Origin of the sequence: Streptomyces sp. Rer75 (genome assembly GCF_013414305.1) — a bacterium.
Classification (GTDB): domain Bacteria; phylum Actinomycetota; class Actinomycetes; order Streptomycetales; family Streptomycetaceae; genus Streptomyces; species Streptomyces himastatinicus.
Window position 1 is genome coordinate 4405994 of record NZ_CP058693.1, and the last position, 17307, is coordinate 4423300.

Annotated in this window: 14 protein-coding genes; 3 read left to right on the plus strand and 11 right to left on the minus strand. The window is 71.0% G+C overall.

Going from position 1 to position 17307, the window contains the following annotated elements:
- Positions 1 to 17: 17 nt before the first annotated feature.
- The 11 genes from HYQ63_RS18385 to HYQ63_RS18435 all read right to left on the minus strand — a co-directional run bounded on the left by HYQ63_RS18385 (position 18) and on the right by HYQ63_RS18435 (position 13396).
- Complete coding sequence (locus HYQ63_RS18385; RefSeq protein WP_179934934.1) at positions 18 to 1295, minus strand: thymidine phosphorylase; 1278 nt, start codon at positions 1293 to 1295, stop codon at positions 18 to 20.
- 76 nt (positions 1296 to 1371) lie between these two features.
- Positions 1372 to 1803, minus strand: coding sequence for a cytidine deaminase (locus HYQ63_RS18390; RefSeq protein WP_179934935.1), 432 nt, complete (start codon positions 1801 to 1803; stop codon positions 1372 to 1374).
- On the minus strand, positions 1800 to 3095 hold the full coding sequence (locus HYQ63_RS18395) for an ABC transporter permease (RefSeq protein ID WP_179934936.1): 1296 nt from the start codon (positions 3093 to 3095) through the stop codon (positions 1800 to 1802). The genes HYQ63_RS18390 and HYQ63_RS18395 overlap by 4 nt, the downstream gene beginning before the upstream one ends.
- On the minus strand, positions 3092 to 4222 hold the full coding sequence (locus HYQ63_RS18400; RefSeq protein ID WP_179934937.1) for an ABC transporter permease: 1131 nt from the start codon (positions 4220 to 4222) through the stop codon (positions 3092 to 3094). Before HYQ63_RS18400 ends, HYQ63_RS18395 begins: the two co-directional genes overlap by 4 nt.
- Positions 4219 to 5883 carry an ABC transporter ATP-binding protein gene (locus HYQ63_RS18405; protein ID WP_257232624.1) on the minus strand — a complete coding sequence of 555 codons (1665 nt, stop codon included), beginning with the start codon at positions 5881 to 5883 and terminating at the stop codon, positions 4219 to 4221. The genes HYQ63_RS18400 and HYQ63_RS18405 overlap by 4 nt, the downstream gene beginning before the upstream one ends.
- An 86-nt stretch (positions 5884 to 5969) precedes the next feature.
- Complete coding sequence (locus HYQ63_RS18410) at positions 5970 to 7001, minus strand: BMP family protein (RefSeq protein WP_179934938.1); 1032 nt, start codon at positions 6999 to 7001, stop codon at positions 5970 to 5972.
- 134 nt (positions 7002 to 7135) lie between these two features.
- Positions 7136 to 8359 (minus strand): amidohydrolase, encoded by a 1224-nt coding sequence (locus tag HYQ63_RS18415; protein ID WP_179940251.1) that lies wholly within the window; start codon positions 8357 to 8359, stop codon positions 7136 to 7138.
- A 194-nt stretch (positions 8360 to 8553) separates the two neighbouring features.
- Positions 8554 to 9666 (minus strand): hypothetical protein, encoded by a 1113-nt coding sequence (locus tag HYQ63_RS18420; protein ID WP_179940253.1) that lies wholly within the window; start codon positions 9664 to 9666, stop codon positions 8554 to 8556.
- A gap of 167 nt (positions 9667 to 9833) precedes the next feature.
- Complete coding sequence (locus HYQ63_RS18425; protein ID WP_179934939.1) at positions 9834 to 10766, minus strand: N-acetylneuraminate synthase family protein; 933 nt, start codon at positions 10764 to 10766, stop codon at positions 9834 to 9836.
- Positions 10767 to 11966, minus strand: coding sequence for an acylneuraminate cytidylyltransferase (locus HYQ63_RS18430; protein WP_179934940.1), 1200 nt, complete (start codon positions 11964 to 11966; stop codon positions 10767 to 10769). It abuts the gene before it with no gap.
- A gap of 32 nt (positions 11967 to 11998) precedes the next feature.
- A complete protein-coding gene (locus HYQ63_RS18435; protein ID WP_373689111.1) occupies positions 11999 to 13396 on the minus strand; it encodes a DUF6716 putative glycosyltransferase in 1398 nt (465 codons plus the stop codon).
- Positions 13397 to 13583: 187 nt separating this feature from the next.
- Between HYQ63_RS18435 and HYQ63_RS18440 the strand changes: the two genes are divergently transcribed.
- The 3 genes from HYQ63_RS18440 to HYQ63_RS18450 all read left to right on the plus strand — a co-directional run bounded on the left by HYQ63_RS18440 (position 13584) and on the right by HYQ63_RS18450 (position 17306).
- Positions 13584 to 14561, plus strand: coding sequence for a glycosyltransferase family 2 protein (locus tag HYQ63_RS18440; protein ID WP_179934941.1), 978 nt, complete (start codon positions 13584 to 13586; stop codon positions 14559 to 14561).
- Positions 14561 to 15994, plus strand: a complete 1434-nt coding sequence (locus tag HYQ63_RS18445; protein ID WP_179934942.1) for a polysialyltransferase family glycosyltransferase — start codon at positions 14561 to 14563, stop codon at positions 15992 to 15994. The genes HYQ63_RS18440 and HYQ63_RS18445 overlap by 1 nt, the downstream gene beginning before the upstream one ends.
- Before the next feature lie 97 nt (positions 15995 to 16091).
- Entirely contained in the window at positions 16092 to 17306 is a 1215-nt protein-coding gene (locus HYQ63_RS18450) for an acyltransferase (RefSeq protein ID WP_257231932.1), read from the plus strand.
- Position 17307: the final 1 nt, after the last annotated feature.

Here is a 17307-nt window from a genome sequence, read left to right on the forward strand (position 1 = left end):
TTGAGGACCTCCGCAGGTCAGGCGATGCGCTCCAGGACGATCGGCTTCGACGTGAACGCGGTGCCCTCCGGGGCGTAGTCGGTGGCGCCGTCCAGGGCCTCCAGCGCGTACGCGAACGCGGCGGGGGTGTCCGTGTGGAGGGTCAGCAGGGGCTGCCCGGCGGTGACGTGGTCGCCCGGCTTGGCGTGGATCTCGATGCCCGCGCCCGCCTGCACGGGGTCCTCCTTACGGGCCCGGCCCGCGCCCAGCCGCCAGGCGGCGACGCCCACCGCGTAGGCGTCGAGGCGGGTGAGGACGCCGGTGGACTCCGCGGTGACGACGTGCTGTTCGCGGGCCACCGGCAACGACGCCTCGGGGTCGCCGCCCTGGGCGGTGATCATGCGCCGCCAGTGGTCCATGGCGGTGCCGTCGGCGAGCGCCTTGGCGGGGTCGGCGTCGGGGAGTCCGGCCGCGTCGAGCATCTCGCGGGCCAGGGCGAGGGTGAGTTCGACGACGTCGGCGGGGCCGCCGCCCGCCAGGACCTCGACGGATTCGCGGACTTCGAGCGCGTTGCCCGCGGTCAGCCCGAGCGGGGTGGCCATGTCGGTGAGCAGGGCGGTGGTGCGGACGCCGTGGTCGGCGCCGAGGCCGACCATGGTGGTGGCCAGTTCGCGGGCGGCGTCGATGTCCTTCATGAAGGCGCCGGAGCCGACCTTGACGTCCAGGACCAGGGAGCCGGTGCCCTCGGCGATCTTCTTGGACATGATCGAGGAGGCGATGAGCGGGATCGACTCGACCGTGCCGGTGACGTCGCGGAGGGCGTACAGCTTCTTGTCGGCGGGCGCGAGGCCGTCGCCCGCCGCGCAGATGACGGAGCCCACGGAGCGCAGCACGTCGAGCATGTCGTCATTGGACAGCGAGGCCCGCCAGCCGGGGATGGACTCCAGCTTGTCGAGGGTGCCGCCGGTGTGGCCGAGTCCCCGGCCGGAGAGCTGCGGTACGGCGGCCCCGCAGGCGGCGACCAGGGGCGCCAGCGGGAGGGTGATCTTGTCGCCGACGCCACCCGTGGAGTGCTTGTCGGCGGTCGGGCGGGGCAGCGCGGAGAAGTCCATCCGCTCGCCGGAGGCGATCATCGCGGCGGTCCAGCGGGCGATCTCCGCGCGGTCCATGCCGTTCAGGAAGATCGCCATCGCGAGGGCGGACATCTGCTCGTGGGCGACCTCGCCGCGCGTATAGGCGTCGATGATCCAGTCGATCTGGGCGTCGCTCAGACGGCCGCCGTCGCGCTTGGCTCGGATGACGGAGATGGCGTCCATGTGCGGAGGGGCCTTTCGTAAAGCGGGCGTGCCGGGCGCTCGTGCGAGGTGTTCCGTGCGAGGCGCCCGGACGTGGTTACGGGGCGCTGATGCGGGCCAGGTCGGCCGGGCCGAACGCGTCCGGGAGGAGTTCGGCGAGCGGGCGGATGCCGGACGCCGTGTCCATCTGGAGCTCGGGGCCGCCGTGCTCCCACAGCAGCTGGCGGCAGCGGCCGCACGGCATCAGCACGGCACCGTCGCGGTCGCAGCAGGTGAACGCGGTGAGGCGGCCGCCGCCGGTGGCGAAGAGGGCGGAGATCAGGCCGCACTCGGCGCACAGCGCGACGCCGTACGCCGCGTTCTCCACGTTGCAGCCGCTGACCGTGCGGCCGTCGTCGACGAGGGCGGCGGCGCCCACGGGGAAGCGGGAGTAGGGGGCGTACGCCCGGGACATGGCGTCCCGGGCCGCCGTGCGCAGCGACTCCCAGTCGGGGTTCCGGCCGGAGGCCGCTGCGGCGGGTGGGGTCATGTGCCCTGTCCCTTCCGGTAGGGCTTGTTGTTGGCCTTGGGCATCCGCAGCCGCTGGGCGGCGAGTCCCATGACCAGCAGGGTGACGATGTACGGGGTCGCCGGGACCAGGTCGTTGGCCACGGTGTCCGTCAGGGCGTACCACAGCACCAGCAGTACCGCGGCGCCGCCGCACACCGCGCCCGCGACGTAGCTCTTTCGGTAGAGGCGCCAGCCCGCCAGGAGGGCGAGTCCGAGGGCCACCAGGAGCAGCAGCGCGTGGACGGTGGCGCCGCCGTTGCGCAGCTGGAGGGCGTCGGAGTAGCCGAAGAGGCCCGCGCCCATGGCGAGGCCGCCGGGCCGCCAGTTGCCGAAGAGCATGGCGGCGAGGCCGATGTAGCCGCGGCCGCCGGTCTGGCCCTCGTTGTAGATGTGGGAGCGGACGAGGGCGAGGAAGACGCCGCCGAGTCCGGCGAGGCCACCGGAGATGACGACGGCCGCGTACTTGTAGAGGTAGACGTTGACGCCGAGGGACTCGGCGGCGGTGGGGTTCTCGCCGCAGGACCGCAGCCGCAACCCGAACGAGGTCTTCCACAGGACGAAGAAGGTGCCCGCGAAGAGCAGGATCGAGACGATGGTCAGCGCGGAGATGTCGGTGACCAGGCCGCCGAGCAGGCCCGCGAGGTCGGAGACCAGGAACCAGTGGTGGTTCTCGACGGTGGCCAGCCCGTCGGACAGGCCCGGCACGGTGAACGACGCGATGTCGTCGACCTGCGGGGACTGCTTGGGGCTGCCGCCGATGTCGGAGAGCGGTTCGAACCAGCGCTTGGCGAGGTAGGTGGTGGCGCCGAGCGCGAGGATGTTGATCGCGACACCGGAGATGATGTGGTCCACGCCGAAGGTGACGGTGGCGATCGCGTGCACCAGACCGCCGACCGCGCCGCCGAGGACCCCGGCGAGGACGCCCACCCAGGGGTTGGTCTGGTAGCCCGCCCAGGCACCGAAGAAGGTGCCGAGGATCATCATGCCTTCGAGGCCGATGTTGACGACGCCCGCCCGCTCGGCCCACAGCCCGCCGAGCCCGGCGAGCCCGATGGGCACGGCCATGGAGAGGGCGGCGCCGATCTGGCCGGAGGAGGTGATGTTCTCGAAGGCGGACGCTTGCGTGGCACCGGCCAGGGCGCGCAGCACGGACAGCGCGACCAGCGTCCCGGCGATGATCAGCAGCACCGTGGCGACGGACATCCGGGGCCCTCGCTTCGGGGCCTTCCCGGGCGCGGTGCCGTCCTTGGTGGCGGTAGCCGTGGCGCTCATACCGCCACCTCCTTCGTGTCGCTCTTCTTCTCGCCCTTACGGGCCTGAGCGGCGAGTTCCGCGCCGACCCGCTGCTGCTGGCGCTTGAGGCCGTAGCGGCGCACCAGTTCGTACGCGATGACGACGCACAGGACGATCACGCCCTGCATGACGCCGACGATCTCCTTGTCGTAGCCCTCGAACTCCAGCCGGTTGGCGCCGCGCTCCAGGAAGCCCCACAGCACCGCGGCCAGCGCGATGCCGACCGGGTTGTTGCGGCCGAGCAGGGCGATGGCGATGCCGGTGAAGCCGATACCGGCCGGGAAGTCGGCGGTGAACTGGTGGGTGTCGTTGAGCAGGGTCGGCATGCCGATGAGCCCGGCCATCGCGCCGGAGAGCAGCATGCTGGTGAGCACCATGCGCTTGACGTCGACGCCGCTGGCCTGGGCGGCGGACTCGGATCGGCCCACCGCGCGCAGGTCGAAGCCGAAGCGGGTGCGGCCGAGGAGGAACCAGAAGCCGACGCCGGCGAGCGCGGCGACGACGATGAAGCCGAAGACGGGGTCGAGGCCGCCGCCGGCCGGGATGGTGAAGAAGTGGCTGGAGGAGGGCAGCGGCTCGGTGGACACGATGTTGGTCTGCTTGTCCAGCTCGGCCAGCCGCCCGTCGACCAGCAGATAGCTGATGAGGATGCCCGCGAGGGAGTTCAGCATGATGGTGCTGATCACCTCGCTGACGCCGCGGTAGACCTTGAGCAGTCCGGCGATGGACGCCCACATCGCGCCGACCAGCATGGCGACGAGGATGATCAGCGGGATCTGCACCAGGCCCGGCAGCTTGAGCGCCCCGCCGACGACGGCGGCGAAGAAGGCGGCGAGCCGGTACTGGCCGTCGACGCCGATGTTGAACAGGTTCATCCGGAAGCCGATGGCCACCGCGAGACCCGCCAGGTAGTACGTCGTCGCCTTGTTGAGGATGTAGACCTGGCTGTCCGCCTTGATGCCGTAGTCGAACATGATGCCGAAGGCATTGAACGGCGCCTTGCCGGTGGCGGCCAGCACCAGGGCGGTCAGGAGGAACGCGGCGACGAGCGCGAGCAGCGGGGCCGCGACCGCGAGGAGCACCCGCTCCTTGTCGAACTTCTTCATCGGTCCTCTCCCCCGGTCGTCTCCGCCGCAGGCTCTTCCGCGGGCTCTTCCGCGGGGTCTTCCGCAGGGGCTTCCGCGGGCTCTTCCGCAGGGTGTTCCAGGTGGCCGGACGCCGCGCCGGTCATGGCCGAGCCCAGCTCCTCCGGGGTGATCGTGGCGGGGTCGGCGTCGGCGACCAGCCGGCCCCGGTACATGACCCGCAGGGTGTCGGACAGGCCGATCAGCTCGTCCAGGTCGGCCGAGATCAGCAGCACGGCCAGGCCCTCGCGACGCGCGGTGCGGATCTGGTCCCAGATCTGCGCCTGCGCGCCGACGTCCACGCCGCGCGTCGGGTGCGCGGCGATGAGCAGCTTGGGGTGGTGGCTCATCTCGCGGCCGACGATCAGCTTCTGCTGGTTGCCGCCGGACAGCGAGGCCGCGGTGACCTCGATGCCGGGGGTGCGGACGTCGTACGCGGCGACGATGCGCTCGGTGTCACGCCGGGCGGCGGCCGGGTTGAGCAGTCCGCCCTTGCTGTTGGGCGTCTCGGTGACATGGCCGAGGATGCGGTTCTCCCACAGCGGGGCCTCCAGCAGCAGGCCGTGCCGGTGGCGGTCCTCGGGGATGTAGCCGATGCCGTCCTCGCGCCGCTTGCGGGTGGGGGCGTGGGAGATGTCGGCGCCGTCGAGGGTGATGGTGCCCGCGTCGGGGTCGCGCATGCCCATGATGGCCTCGACCAGTTCGGCCTGGCCGTTGCCCTCGACCCCGGCGATGCCGAGGACTTCGCCCTTGCGGATGGTGAAGCCGATGTCGTCCAGGACGGCCCGCTCGACGCCGTCCACGTCGGTGGCGGTGAGCCGCACCCCGTCGAGGGTCAGCATCTCGGTGTCGGTGACGGTGGATTCGCGGGTCTCCGGCGAGGGCAGTTCGCTGCCGACCATCAGCTCGGCGAGCCGCCGCGGGTCGGTCTCGGACGGGACGACCGAGGCCACCGTCGTACCGCGCCGGATGACGGTGATGTCGTCGGCCACGGCGAGGACTTCGCCCAGCTTGTGGGAGATGAACAGGACGGTCAGGCCCTCGGCCTTGAGGTCGCGGAGGTTGGCGAAGAGCGCGTCGACCTCCTGCGGGACGAGGACCGCGGTGGGCTCGTCGAGGATGAGGGTGCGGGCGCCGCGGTAGAGGACCTTGAGGATCTCCACGCGCTGGCGGTCCGCCACGCCCAAGTCCTCGACCATGACGTCGGGGCGGACGCCCAGCCCGTACGCGTCGGAGATCTCCTTGATGCGGGCGCGCGCCTTGCCGCCGATGCCGTGCAGCTTCTCCGCGCCGAGGACGACGTTCTCCAGCACGGTGAAGTTGTCGGCGAGCATGAAGTGCTGGTGCACCATGCCCACGCCACGGGATATGGCGTCCGCCGGGGAGTGCAGTTCTACGGGTGCGCCGTCGAGGGCGATGGTGCCCTCGTCGGGGCGCTGCATCCCGTAGAGGATCTTCATCAGGGTGGACTTGCCCGCGCCGTTCTCGCCCACGAGGGCGTGCACGGTGCCGCGTCGCACGGTGATGTCGATGTCGTGGTTGGCGACGACTCCGGGGAACCGCTTGGTGATTCCGCGGAGTTGGACGGCAACGTCTCCGACGTCACCGGCGGGGGCGCCCTTGGGTGGGCTGGCGGCTTTGATGGCGCACTCCTGAGGGGCGGGGGCGTGTAGTCAAGGGGGCGCGCCCAACGGCACGCCCCCCAGGTCCGTCGTCGACGGGGACCGGTTTACTTGTAGGTGTCCGCGACCTTGATCTTGCCGTCGATGATCTTCTTCTTCGCCGCCTCGATCTTCGGCTTGATGTCATCGATGAAGCCGCCGGAGTACGAGAGGCTGACGCCGCCGCGCTTGAGGTCGTAGGACTGCACGCCGTGTTCGGACTTCTTGGTCTTGACGACGCTCTTGATGAAGTCGTAGACCGAGCCGTCCACGTTCTTGACCATGGAGGTCAGGATCGCGTTCTTGTACGGGGCCAGGCCCTTGTCGTAGTACTGGTCGCCGTCGACGCCGATCGACCAGGTGCCCTTCTTCTTGCCGGTCGCCTCGATGGCGCCCGCGCCGGAGCCGCCGGCCGCGGAGAAGATCACGTCGACCTTGTTGGAGAGCATGCCCTCGGCGATGTCCTTGCCGCGGTCCGGCATGCCGAAGCCCTTGGGCGAACCGACCTGGACCCACTGGACGTCGAGGGACGCCTTGGGGTTGGTGTCCTTCAGGCCCTGCTGGAAGCCGCCCGCGAACTTCTTGATCAGCGCGCTGTCGGTGCCGCCGATGAAGCCGACCTTGTCGGACTTGGTCTTGAGCCCGGCGGCCACCCCGGCGAGGTACGAGCCCTCGTGCTCGGCGGAGACCAGGCTGGCGACGTTCTTGGCGTCGACGACGGAGTCGACGATCCCGAAGTCCGTGTCGGGGTACTTCTTGGCGGCCTTGGCCAGCGAGGGGGTCCACGCGTAGCCGACGCCGACGACCGGGTTGTAGCCCGCCTCGGCGAGACTGGACAGCTTGTCGTAGCGGTCGGCGTCGGTGTCGCCGTCCTTCGCGGTCAGCTCCTTGCCCTTGATCTTGAAGTCCTTCAGGGCGCGGTCGTAGCCCTTGGCTGCGGAGTCGTTGAAGGAGTGGTCGCCGCGGCCGCCGACGTCATAGGCGAGGCCGACGCCGGCGTTCTTGCTTCCCTCTTCGGAACTGCTGCCACAGGCGGTGACGGACATTGCGAGAGCCGCGGTGGCGATGCCCGCGACAGCTATCGTGGATACCCGGCGCACGAGGGTCCCCTCTGAATCTCGAAGCGCCTCTCTGCGGCGCTGGCTCCGCCGCATCGTAACGCGCGTAGATCCCAGATAAAGGCCCGCTCCGAAGCCGTTATCGGATCGTCGCGAACCTCTCGTGAAGACTGGATCTACAGGACGTTTCGGTCGAGCAAAGCCGCGGCGGTGAACAGCTCGACGCCCACCGCGATGGCGCCCTCGTCCACGTCGAAGTCGCCCGCGTGCAGGTCGCGCCGGGTGGTGTCGCCGACCCTGCGCACGCCGAGCCGGGCCATCGCGCCGGGCACCTTCTCCAGGTACCAGGAGAAGTCCTCGCCGCCGAGGCTCTGTTCGGTGTCCTCGACCGCGTACGAGCCGCGGCGGGCCACCATCGCGTCGCGCAGCAGCTCGGTGGAGGTCTCCTCGTTGACCACCGGCGGGACCCCGCGGATGTAGTTGATCTCCGACTTGGCGCGGTGGAGGGTGGCGATCTCGTCGATCGCGGCGTGCACCAGGTCGGGGGCGGCGTACCAGGCGGGCAGGTCCAGGCAGCGGACCGTGGCGGACAGCTCGGCGTGCTGCGGGATGACGTTGCACGCGTGGCCGGACTCGACCCGGCCCCAGGTGACGGCGAGGCCGGAGCGGGCGTCGACCCGGCGGGCCAGCAGCGCGGGCACCTCGGTGATCACCTTGGCGGTCGCGGTGACCAGGTCGGTGGTGAGGTGGGGGCGGGCGGTGTGGCCGCCGGGACCGTCGAGGGAGACCTCCAGCCGGTCGCAGGCGGAGGTGATGGGGCCGGTGCGCAGCCCGATCCGGCCGACCTCGACCTTGGGGTCGCAGTGCAGGGCGAGGATGCGGCCGACGCCGTCCAGGACGCCGCCGTCGATCGCGTCGACGGCACCGCCCGGCAGGACCTCCTCGGCGGGCTGGAACAGCAGCCGCACCGGGCGCCGCAGCCGTCCCTCGCGGGCCAGCTCGGCGAGGACCAGACCGGCGCCGAGGACCACGGTGGTGTGGACGTCATGGCCGCAGGCGTGCGCGCGGTCGGGGACGGTCGAGCGGTACGGGACGGTCTTGGTGTCCGGGATGGGCAGGGCGTCGATGTCGCCGCGCAGGGCCAGGGCCGGGGTCACCCCGTCCCAGGGGCCGATGTCACAGATGAGGCCGGTGCCACTGGGCAGGACGCGGGGTTCGAGGCCCGCCTTCTCCAGCCGCGCCTTGAGGGCGGAGGTGGTACGGAACTCGCAGTTGCCCAGCTCGGGGTGCATGTGCAAGTCCCGCCGGAAGGCGATCAGTTCGGCGCGCAGCTCATCGGGGAGCGCGCCGGGCAGTGCCGCGTCGGCGGAAGGTGTGGCATCGGTCTCGTCGAGGGACATCAATTGCTTCACCCAATGAAGCGTAGAACGACCTTGGGGTGGAGCGAATGTCGATCAACAAAAGTTCAACCCGTTCGGGGCGGGAAAGTACCCCGGCCGGTGCATGATCTGCCTAGTCAGGGGGTATAACCCTCCGCTTCTCGGCGAGCGTGTGATCGTTTCGTGAGAAGCGCCACATGGGGTACCCGCCGGCGTTACGACATGGCCAGCGGGGTGTCGGGGGCCGCGGCGGGCGGTACCGAGCCGGGCCGCTGGACGTCCCGGGCGGTGCCGGTGACGCCCGACAGGAACCCCTGGGCGCGCGGGGACGCGTCGCTGGTCAGCCAGGCGGGGTCGACGTCGTACACGGCGACCTTCACCTCGGTGCCCGCGAGCGCGAGCGGCAGGGTGTGCACCACGGTGGACGGGAAGCTCACGATGGTGTGCCCGATCGGGCCGCGCCGCGCTATCAGCTCCAGCGGCAGGTCGGGCCGTACGATCTCCAGCCCCACCTCGTGCGCGACCCGGCTGAGCTTCTCGGCGCTCTCCCGGCGGTGGGCGAAGTAGCGGGTCGCGCCGTGGGCCTCGGCCAGCCCGGCGACCGCCTCCAGGTAGCGCTCCAGGTCGACCACGCCCGTCTCGACCAGCGAGGTGCCGACCAGGTCGGTGCCGCGGGTGAGCCGCGGCGGGCCGAAGCGGGCCCGGGTCCAGGCGAAGTCGTTGGCGGTGACGGTGACCCCGGGGGGCGGTTCGACCGGCATCGAGCTGAACACCTCGACCCGGCGCTTCTGGCCCGGGGTGAGCTTGCGGCGCGCGGTGGCGGAGACCGGCGCGAACGCCCTGTCGAGCGCCCCGCGGCTGTTGCCGCGCCGGTGCCAGCGCACCAGGCGCTCCCCGTTGGCCAGCTGGGAGATGAACTCCATGGTGGCCGTGCCGTCGTCCACCACGACCAGGTCCTTGGCCCGGGTGAGGGTCAGCAGCAGCTGGACGTAGCGGGAGAACGGGTCCCCGATCACGACCCGGGCCGCCCGGCGCAGCGGCCCGCGCAGCCCGCCGATGGTCTTCAGCGGTGCGCCCGCCCCGCCCCGCGCGTCCTCCCAGCGCACCGTGACGCCCTCGTCGCGCGCCAGCTCGGCCATCCGGCGCAGCTGGCCGCGGGTCATCGGATCGTGCGGCGAGAGCACGACGACGGTGAGATCGGTGGGCCTGGTATCCGGTCCCGGGGCGCGCAGGGCGTCCGTGTACGCCCACTCCAGCACGTTGAGGAGCTGGACCGGGCTTTCGACGAAGGCGAGGGTGGTGGCGGACTTCGCGCCGCTCCCGGTCATCACACCGTCCACAGTTGCACCGTCCACAGACCTCTCACCGTCCACAGACATCACACCGTCCAAAGGCAGGGCCCGGAAGCGGCGGGTGTCCCCCGAGAAGTCGAGGGATCCCGCCGCTTCCGGGCGCGGGCCGGTCCGACCGGCCAGGGGCATCACGGAGATGAACCTCAGACCGCGACGGGCTCGCGGTCGGCGGCCTCGGCCTCGGCGACCACACCGGAGACCCGGCGCAGCTTCTTCATCGGGCCCAGCTCGCTCTCGTAGACCTTCTTGACGCCGTCGCCCAGCGACTCCTCGACCACGCGGATGTCACGCACCAGGCGGGCGAGACCCTGCGGCTCGACGGAGGCGGCCTGGTCCGAGCCCCACATGGCGCGGTCCAGGGTGATGTGGCGCTCGACGAACGCGGCACCGAGCGCGACGGCGGCCAGGGTGGTCTGGAGACCGGTCTCGTGGCCGGAGTAGCCGATCGGCACGTTGGGGTACTCGGCCTGGAGCGTGTTGATCACGCGCAGGTTGAGCTCCTCGGCCTTGGCCGGGTACGTGGAGGTGGCGTGGCACAGCAGGATGTTGTCGCTGCCGAGCACCTCCACCGCGTGGCGGATCTGCTTGGGGGTGGACATGCCCGTCGACAGGATGATCGTGCGGCCGGTCGCCCGCAGGGCGCGCAGCAGCTCGTCGTCGGTCAGCGAGGCGGAGGCCACCTTGTGCGCCGGGACGTCGAACTTCTCCAGGAAGGCGACGGCCTCGGTGTCCCACGGGGAGGCGAACCAGTCGATGCCGCGCTTCGTGCAGTGCTCGGAGATGGCGCGGTACTCGTCCTCGCCGAACTCCACGCGGTGGCGGTAGTCGATGTAGGTCATCCGGCCCCAGGGGGTGTCCCGCTCGATGTCCCACTGGTCACGCGGGGTGCAGATCTCCGGGGTTCGCTTCTGGAACTTGACCGCGTCACACCCGGCTTCGGCGGCGGCGTCGATCAGCTTGAACGCGTTCTCCAGGTCGCCGTTGTGGTTGATGCCGATTTCACCGGTGACGTAGACCGGGTTGCCGGGGCCGGCGGTCTTCGCGCCGAGGGTGCGGAGGCGAGAGTTGGAGCTCACTTAAGACAGTTCCTTTCCGAGAATCCACGAGGCGATCTCGCGGATCGCGCCGTCTCCTCCGGGGGTGGAGGTGACCGCACGTGCAGCGCCGCGCACGACGTCGTGCGCACCTGCGACCGCCACGGGCCAGCCGACGAGGCCGAAGCACGGGAGGTCATTGACGTCGTTGCCGACGTAGAGCACGCGCTCCGGCGCGATGCCCTGCTCCTCGCACCACTGCTTCAGTGCGAGATCTTTTCGGTCGATGCCGTGGAGCACGGGGACCTGGAGCTTGCGGCCCCGTGCGGCGACGACCGGGTTCTTCTCCGTGGACAGGATCAGCAGTGCCAGCTCCGCTCGGCGCAGTGCGGCGATCCCGAGCCCGTCGCCGCGGTGCACGGCGACGAGTTCGCGTCCTTCGGAATCGATCAGCACCCTGTCGTCGGTCTGGGTGCCGTCGAAGTCGAGTACCACCGCGTCGATGTCGTCGCGGGTGGGGAGGGCGCCCGGGCGCTCCGCGTCCAGCAGCGGGGCGAGGGCGCGGGCGCGGGCCAGGTCGTGCGGGTCGTCGACCTCCAGCACCCGGGCGGCGTCGGTGCGCACCAGCTCGGTGCGGCCGAAGAAGCGGTGCCCGGCCTCGCGGAAGCCGCGCGCGTCCATGGCGTAGGCGGCGCCGGTCTCCAGGAAGTCCTGGGGGCGGTCCTGGCGGCGCGGGCGGTACGACTTGTCGTGGTTGACGCCGTCGCCGCCGTCCGCGGCAGGGTCGTCGCCCTCGCGCCAGACAAAGCCGTGGAACGGGGCCACGGTCAGCGCGCTGTCCGCGCCCTGCTCGGCGACCGCGCCGGCCACCCCGTCGATGTCCTCGCGGACGATGAACGGGCTGGTGCACTGCACCAGGAGCACGACGTCCACGGGGATGCCGTGCATCGCCTCGTACGCGTCCATCGCGTGGATGACCGCGGCCTCGCTGGTGGCGGTGTCGCCCGCGATGTCGGTGGGCCGCTGGATGACCACGGCGCCCGCACCGCGCGCCGCGGCGGCGATGCCCGCGTCGTCGGTGGACACGGCCACGTCGGTCACCAGGCGGGAGGCCCGGCACTCCATGACGGCACGGGCGACCAGCGGCACACCTCCGACGGCGGCGAGGTTCTTGGCGGGCACGCCCTTCGACCCGCCGCGGGCGGGGATCACGGCGAGCACACGGGGGCTCGATACGGGCATGGCGGCTCCTTCAGCGGATTCGGACATGACGCTCACAGCTCCCCCATCCGCCGGATGACCGGGGCCACGCGCTGGACGCCATGCCGGTAGGCGCCGCGCGCCGCGTCCCGCATGGTGTTGCGTACGACCCGCCGCAATCCGCTGACCTCGGCCTCGTCCGCGGAAGCCGCGCCCGGGCGGGGGCGGCCGTCCGGCTCGAAGCCGTACCGCTCGAGGATTCGGGGCAGATAGCCGGGCGCGGTGGCCCGGGTGTAGTAGGGGGCGAGCGCCGGGAGGGTTTCGGCGGCGGCCAGGGCGGAGACCTTGTGCCGGGCGGCGTCGAACGCGGTCTCGTACGACCCGTCGGCGGCCACGCCCTGGCGGGCGAGCCACTCCGGGTCGGGCTCGGGCCGGTATCCGGCGTCCAGCTCGTCCCACGAGGCCAGACAGCCGGAGCCCAGGAAGTGGTGGTTGCCCAGCGGCTCACGGATCCCGAGGTCGGTGAGGATCGCGGTCGGGATGGAGCGGTGCAGGGACTCCAGGGCGGCCGTGGAGCTGATGGTGACCAGCAGGTCGGTGGTGTCCAGGACCTCGCCCATGTTCCCGTACGCGAGGCGGAAGTTGGGCGGCAGCCCGTCACCGAACTTGGCGATCAGCTTCTGGTACGGCAGTTCCTCGATGTGCGTGGTGTGCTCGCCCGGCTTGGAGCGCAGCTTGACCACGACCTCGCGGTCCGGGTGGCGGCGGGCGTGGTCGACGGCCCGGCGCAGCAGGTACGTACGGTCGGCGCGGTTGTCCGGGACGGACGGCTGGACGGCGAACACCACCGTGCCACCGGGGTACTTGCGCCCCTGCCGGGCCTTCTCGTCGTAGCGGGCGCCGCCGAGGAAGGGCAGCGCGCATTCGGTGACGCTGTCCCCCGTGGTGCCGACGCCGGTGTACACGTCGCGGAACCGGTCCGCGTCATGGCGGGAGTTGGCGAGCACCACATCGGCGCCGTGCCGCAGCAGCAGCCCGTCGGCGAGCTTCTCGTAGACGACGCCCACATAGCCGGTGACGATCACCGGGCGGCGGGTGGCGCCCTGCCAGGCGTGCGCGAGACCGTGCAGCATGGCCTGGACGCCGCCGCCCACCAGGGACAGCACGATCACGTCGTACCGCTCGCGGTCCATGGACCGGACGAACTCGATGCCCGTCACCTCGCGCAGCGAGTCCGTGCGCACCCCGACCTCGGCCAGCTGCCGGACGGTCGGCGTGGCGCGGCCGCGCAGCAGGTAGCCGTCCAGGCGTCGGCCCGAACCCGCTGAACCTGCGGAACCCGCTGTACCCGCGTCCGAAGAATCCGAGCTGTCGGGGACGAGGCGCTGCGCTGTGAGCGCGCCCCATTTCCACCGGGTGTCGGAGTCGGCGAGCACGGCTACTCGCACGGGGGATTTGATACGTGAGGACACGTCGGAGACGCTAGGAAGGGATTCCGATTCACGGCCCAACGCAGAAGCAACAAAGGGTTAACAGCGCGTCGACGAATGGCGAATCGGCTGGCCGGAGCAGCGGGTTAACCGTTCCGACGTACTTCGTTCACCTTGACGTACACCTGCGGTCAAGACGAATGCCGCCCGGCGACCTAGCGTCACCCGCGTGGTTAAGCTCTCCGTCATCGTGCCGTTCTACAACGTGCAGACCTATGCCCCTGACACGCTCAGAAGTCTTCGTGCGAACGCGCGTGAAGATTTCGAATTCATTCTCGTCGACGACCATGCCACCGACGGGACACCGGAGATCCTCGAACGCGCCGAGCGCGAACTCCCGGGGGCCGTCTACATCCGTCATGAGCAGAACGGCGGGCTCGCCACCGCGCGCAACACCGGCCTGGACGCGGCCACCGGCGAGTACATCACGTTCCTCGACGGCGACGACTGGCTCGCGCCCGGCTATTACGAGCAGCTGCTCGCGGCCATGGAGGACCTGGGGTGCGACTTCGTCCGCACCGACCATGTCCAGTGCACCGGCCGCAAGCGCTCGGTCACCCGGGTGCCGCACGGCCTGCGTAACCAGGTGATGAACCCGCGGGACGTGATCCTCCCCGCCGACCGCTCCACCTCGGTCGACTACGCCTTCGCCTGGGCCGGCATGTACCACCGCCGCCTCGCCGACGAGGGGCTTCTCCACTTCACCCACGGGCTGCGCACCGCCGAGGACCGGCCCTGGATCTGGCGGCTGCACCGCGAGGCGCGCAGCTTCGCCGTCCTCGGCCTGCACGGCGTCTTCTACCGGCGCGGTGTCTCCTCCTCGCTCACCCAGATCGGCGATGTGCGGCAGCTCGACTTCATCCGCGCCTTCGACCAGGTCATCGAGGAAACGGCGCGGGACCGCGACGCGGACACCCTGCTCCCCAAGGCCGTGCGCACCTACTGCGCGATCATTTCCCACCATCTCGGAAACATCGAACGCTTCGAGCCGCAGGTGGCCCGCAAGCTGCGTTCGATGTCGGCGGCTGCGCTGAGGCGCATGCCCCAGGACGTACTGAAGGACGCGCTGGATTCCATGGACTACGAGCGTGCCGCGCGGCTGCGGCGAGTGAAGCGCCGCGGGGCGGGTACGGAGGTGGCGGCCTGATGTCCGCGACCCTGACGTACACCCCGCGCAGCGAACGCAAGCGCACCCAGATCTTCATGGCCTCCACCCTGTACGGGGCGGCCACCCTCGCCGCCGCGATCGACGCGGGCAGCGTCGGTCCGGCCGACCGCAGGCTGCTGCTGGTCAGCAACAACGCCGCGACGCCGGAGACCACGCCGGCCGTCGACGACATGCCGGGCTTCGAGCGGCTGCGGCCGCGCTTCGACCGGGTGCTGTCCTGGAACGAGACCATCAGCCCCTTCCACCCCGGCGGCTGGGGCCCGCGCCAGGACGACGCCCCGCTGTGGGAGCGCCATCTGCGGCTGCTGTGGAACCTGGGCGAGGACGACATCGAGCTGGTCCTGGAGTCCATCCAGGTCAACCCGGCGATGGCGATCGCCCAGGTGTTCCAGGGCGCGCCCATCGACGTCTACGCGGACGGGCTGATGAGCTACGGCCCGACCCGCAACAAGCTCCACCCGCTGGTCGGCACCCGCATCCGCCGACTGCTCCACCTCGACCTGGTGCCGGGGCTGAAGCCGCTGCTGCTCACCGAGTTCGGGGTGCCCGCGGAGGTGCTGCCGACCGAGACGTTCACCAAGGTGCTCGCCGAGATCGCCGAGGCCGCCCCGCGCACCGTCGCCTCCGCGGCTGCTTCTTCGACTGAGCGTGTCGGCACCGGCACCGGGCCCGCCCTGATGCTGGGGCAGTACCTGTCCGCGCTGGACATCCTCACTCCGGAGGAGGAGGAAGAGCTGCACGTGCGGATGTTGCGGGGCGCGGTGGCGCTCGGCCACCGCACCGTCGTCTTCAAACCGCACCCCACCGCCCCGGCGCGCTGGTCGCGGATGCTGGAGAAGAAGGCCGCCGAGCTGGGCGCGGAGCTGACCGTCATGGACACCCCGGTCCTCGCCGAGGTGCTCTACCAGCGGATGGAACCGGGCCTGGTCATCGGCTGCTTCTCCACCGCGCTGCTCACCGCGAGCGTCTTCTACGGGCTGCCGGTGGCGAGGATCGGCACCGACACGCTGCTGGAGCGGCTCACCCCGTACCAGAACAGCAACCGGATGCCCGTCACCATCGTGGACGCGCTACTGCCGGACCTGGAGGACCACAAGGCGGTGGCCGCTGGTGCGGGGGCGGTGGACGAGCGGTCCGGCCAGAAGCTGACCGGGCTGGTCGCCGCCGTCGGCTTCTGCATGCAGGCGAAGATCTACCCCGGTCTGCGGCCCGCCGCGGAGCGCTATCTCGCCGCCCATCTGGACGCCCACACGTGGCGCTACTTCAAGCGCCGCCGACTGACCGCGCTCGCCCTGCCCGGGGCGGTCCCGTCCCAGCTCGGCTTCATCCCGCGCAACGAGACGGTGCGGCGGGTCGCGCGCCGGGCGCGGGCGCTGAAGAAGGCCGCGCTGAAGAAGACCGCAACGGGCTGACTCATCCACATACCGTCCCCCGACCGCGAAGGAGCCACGGCGTGACCGCCGACCACGGGGTAAGCCACATACGCACCGGCGCCTCGGGGGTGGCGTCATGACCGCGGGCGCGCCGCCCGCTCCCGGAGCGGGCCCGATGCCCCCGGCCCCGGTGCCCGTCACGGTTCCGTCCCAGCGTGACCCTCAAGGGAATCCGGGACAGCCCGAACCGGGGCAGGGGCCGGGACAGCCGGTCCCGGGCCGCAAGGGGCAGCCGGTGCGGCTGCGCGCCCTGGACGGGCTGCGGCTGCTGGCCGCGCTCATGGTCGCCGCGTACCACTACGGCGGCCGCGACGGCGAGATCGCCGAGGCGTGGGGCGCCTCCCCGCGCGAGATCTTCCCCACCGCCTCGCCGTACTTCTCGTACGGCTGCCTGGGCGTCCAGATCTTCTTCGTCATCAGCGGCTTCGTCATCTGCATGAGCGGCTGGGGGCGCCCGCTGCGCTCCTTCTTCGCCTCCCGCGTCTCGCGGCTCTTCCCCGCCTACTGGGCCGCGATCCTGCTGGTCACCGCGGTCTTCGCGCTCCCCTGGGTGGCGTTCGAGACGGTCTCGCCGAGCGACACCCTGGTCAACCTGACCATGCTCCAGCAACCGCTGGGCGCCGACCGCGTCCTCGGCGTGTGCTGGACCCTCTGGGCGGAGCTGCGCTTCTACGCCCTCTTCGCGCTGTTCGTCGTCCTGCCGGGCGCCAGCCGCCAGCGCGTCGTCCTGTTCTGCGCGGTGTGGACGCTGGCCGCGGCCCTCACCGACGCGGCCGACCAGCCGCTGCTGGACCTGGTCCTGATGCCGAACTACGCCCCGTACTTCATCGGCGGCATCGGCCTCTACCTGATCCACCGCTACGGCCACGACGCCACCGCGTGGGGCATCGTCGCCCTCAGCTTCCTCATCGGCCAGCACTACGCGGTCGCCGAACTCTGGCACCGCCCCAACCCGGACTTCTTCTCCTACCGCTCCACCCTCGGCATCGTCGCGATCGTCGCGTTCGGCTACCTCGCCGTCGCCCTGGTCGCGCTGGGCAAGCTGAACTGGGCCAACTGGCGCTGGCTGACGGTCGCGGGCGCGCTGACGTACCCGTTCTACCTGGTCCACGAGCACCTGGGCTGGGTCGTCGTCCAGCACCTCCACCGCACCCTGGACCTCCCCTCCTACGTCACCTTCGCCCTGACGGTGCTGCTGATGCTGACCCTGGCCTGGCTGCTCTACCGCTTCGTGGAACAGCGCCTCACGCCCGTGCTGAAACGCTCCCTCTCTGCGGCCCGGGTGCGCTGAA

Bases quoted from the DNA above. Each gene is read 5' to 3' on its own strand.
- HYQ63_RS18385 (WP_179934934.1), bottom strand. From the start codon at position 1,295: ATGGACGCCATCTCCGTCATCCGAGCCAAGCGCGACGGCGGCCGTCTG.
- HYQ63_RS18390 (WP_179934935.1), bottom strand. From the start codon at position 1,803: ATGACCCCACCCGCCGCAGCGGCCTCCGGCCGGAACCCCGACTGGGAG.
- HYQ63_RS18395 (WP_179934936.1), bottom strand. From the start codon at position 3,095: ATGAGCGCCACGGCTACCGCCACCAAGGACGGCACCGCGCCCGGGAAG.
- HYQ63_RS18400 (WP_179934937.1), bottom strand. From the start codon at position 4,222: ATGAAGAAGTTCGACAAGGAGCGGGTGCTCCTCGCGGTCGCGGCCCCG.
- HYQ63_RS18415 (WP_179940251.1), bottom strand. From the start codon at position 8,359: ATGTCCCTCGACGAGACCGATGCCACACCTTCCGCCGACGCGGCACTG.
- HYQ63_RS18420 (WP_179940253.1), bottom strand. From the start codon at position 9,666: ATGACCGGGAGCGGCGCGAAGTCCGCCACCACCCTCGCCTTCGTCGAA.
- HYQ63_RS18430 (WP_179934940.1), bottom strand. From the start codon at position 11,966: ATGCCCGTATCGAGCCCCCGTGTGCTCGCCGTGATCCCCGCCCGCGGC.
- HYQ63_RS18445 (WP_179934942.1), top strand. From the start codon at position 14,561: ATGTCCGCGACCCTGACGTACACCCCGCGCAGCGAACGCAAGCGCACC.
- HYQ63_RS18450 (WP_257231932.1), top strand. From the start codon at position 16,092: ATGACCGCGGGCGCGCCGCCCGCTCCCGGAGCGGGCCCGATGCCCCCG.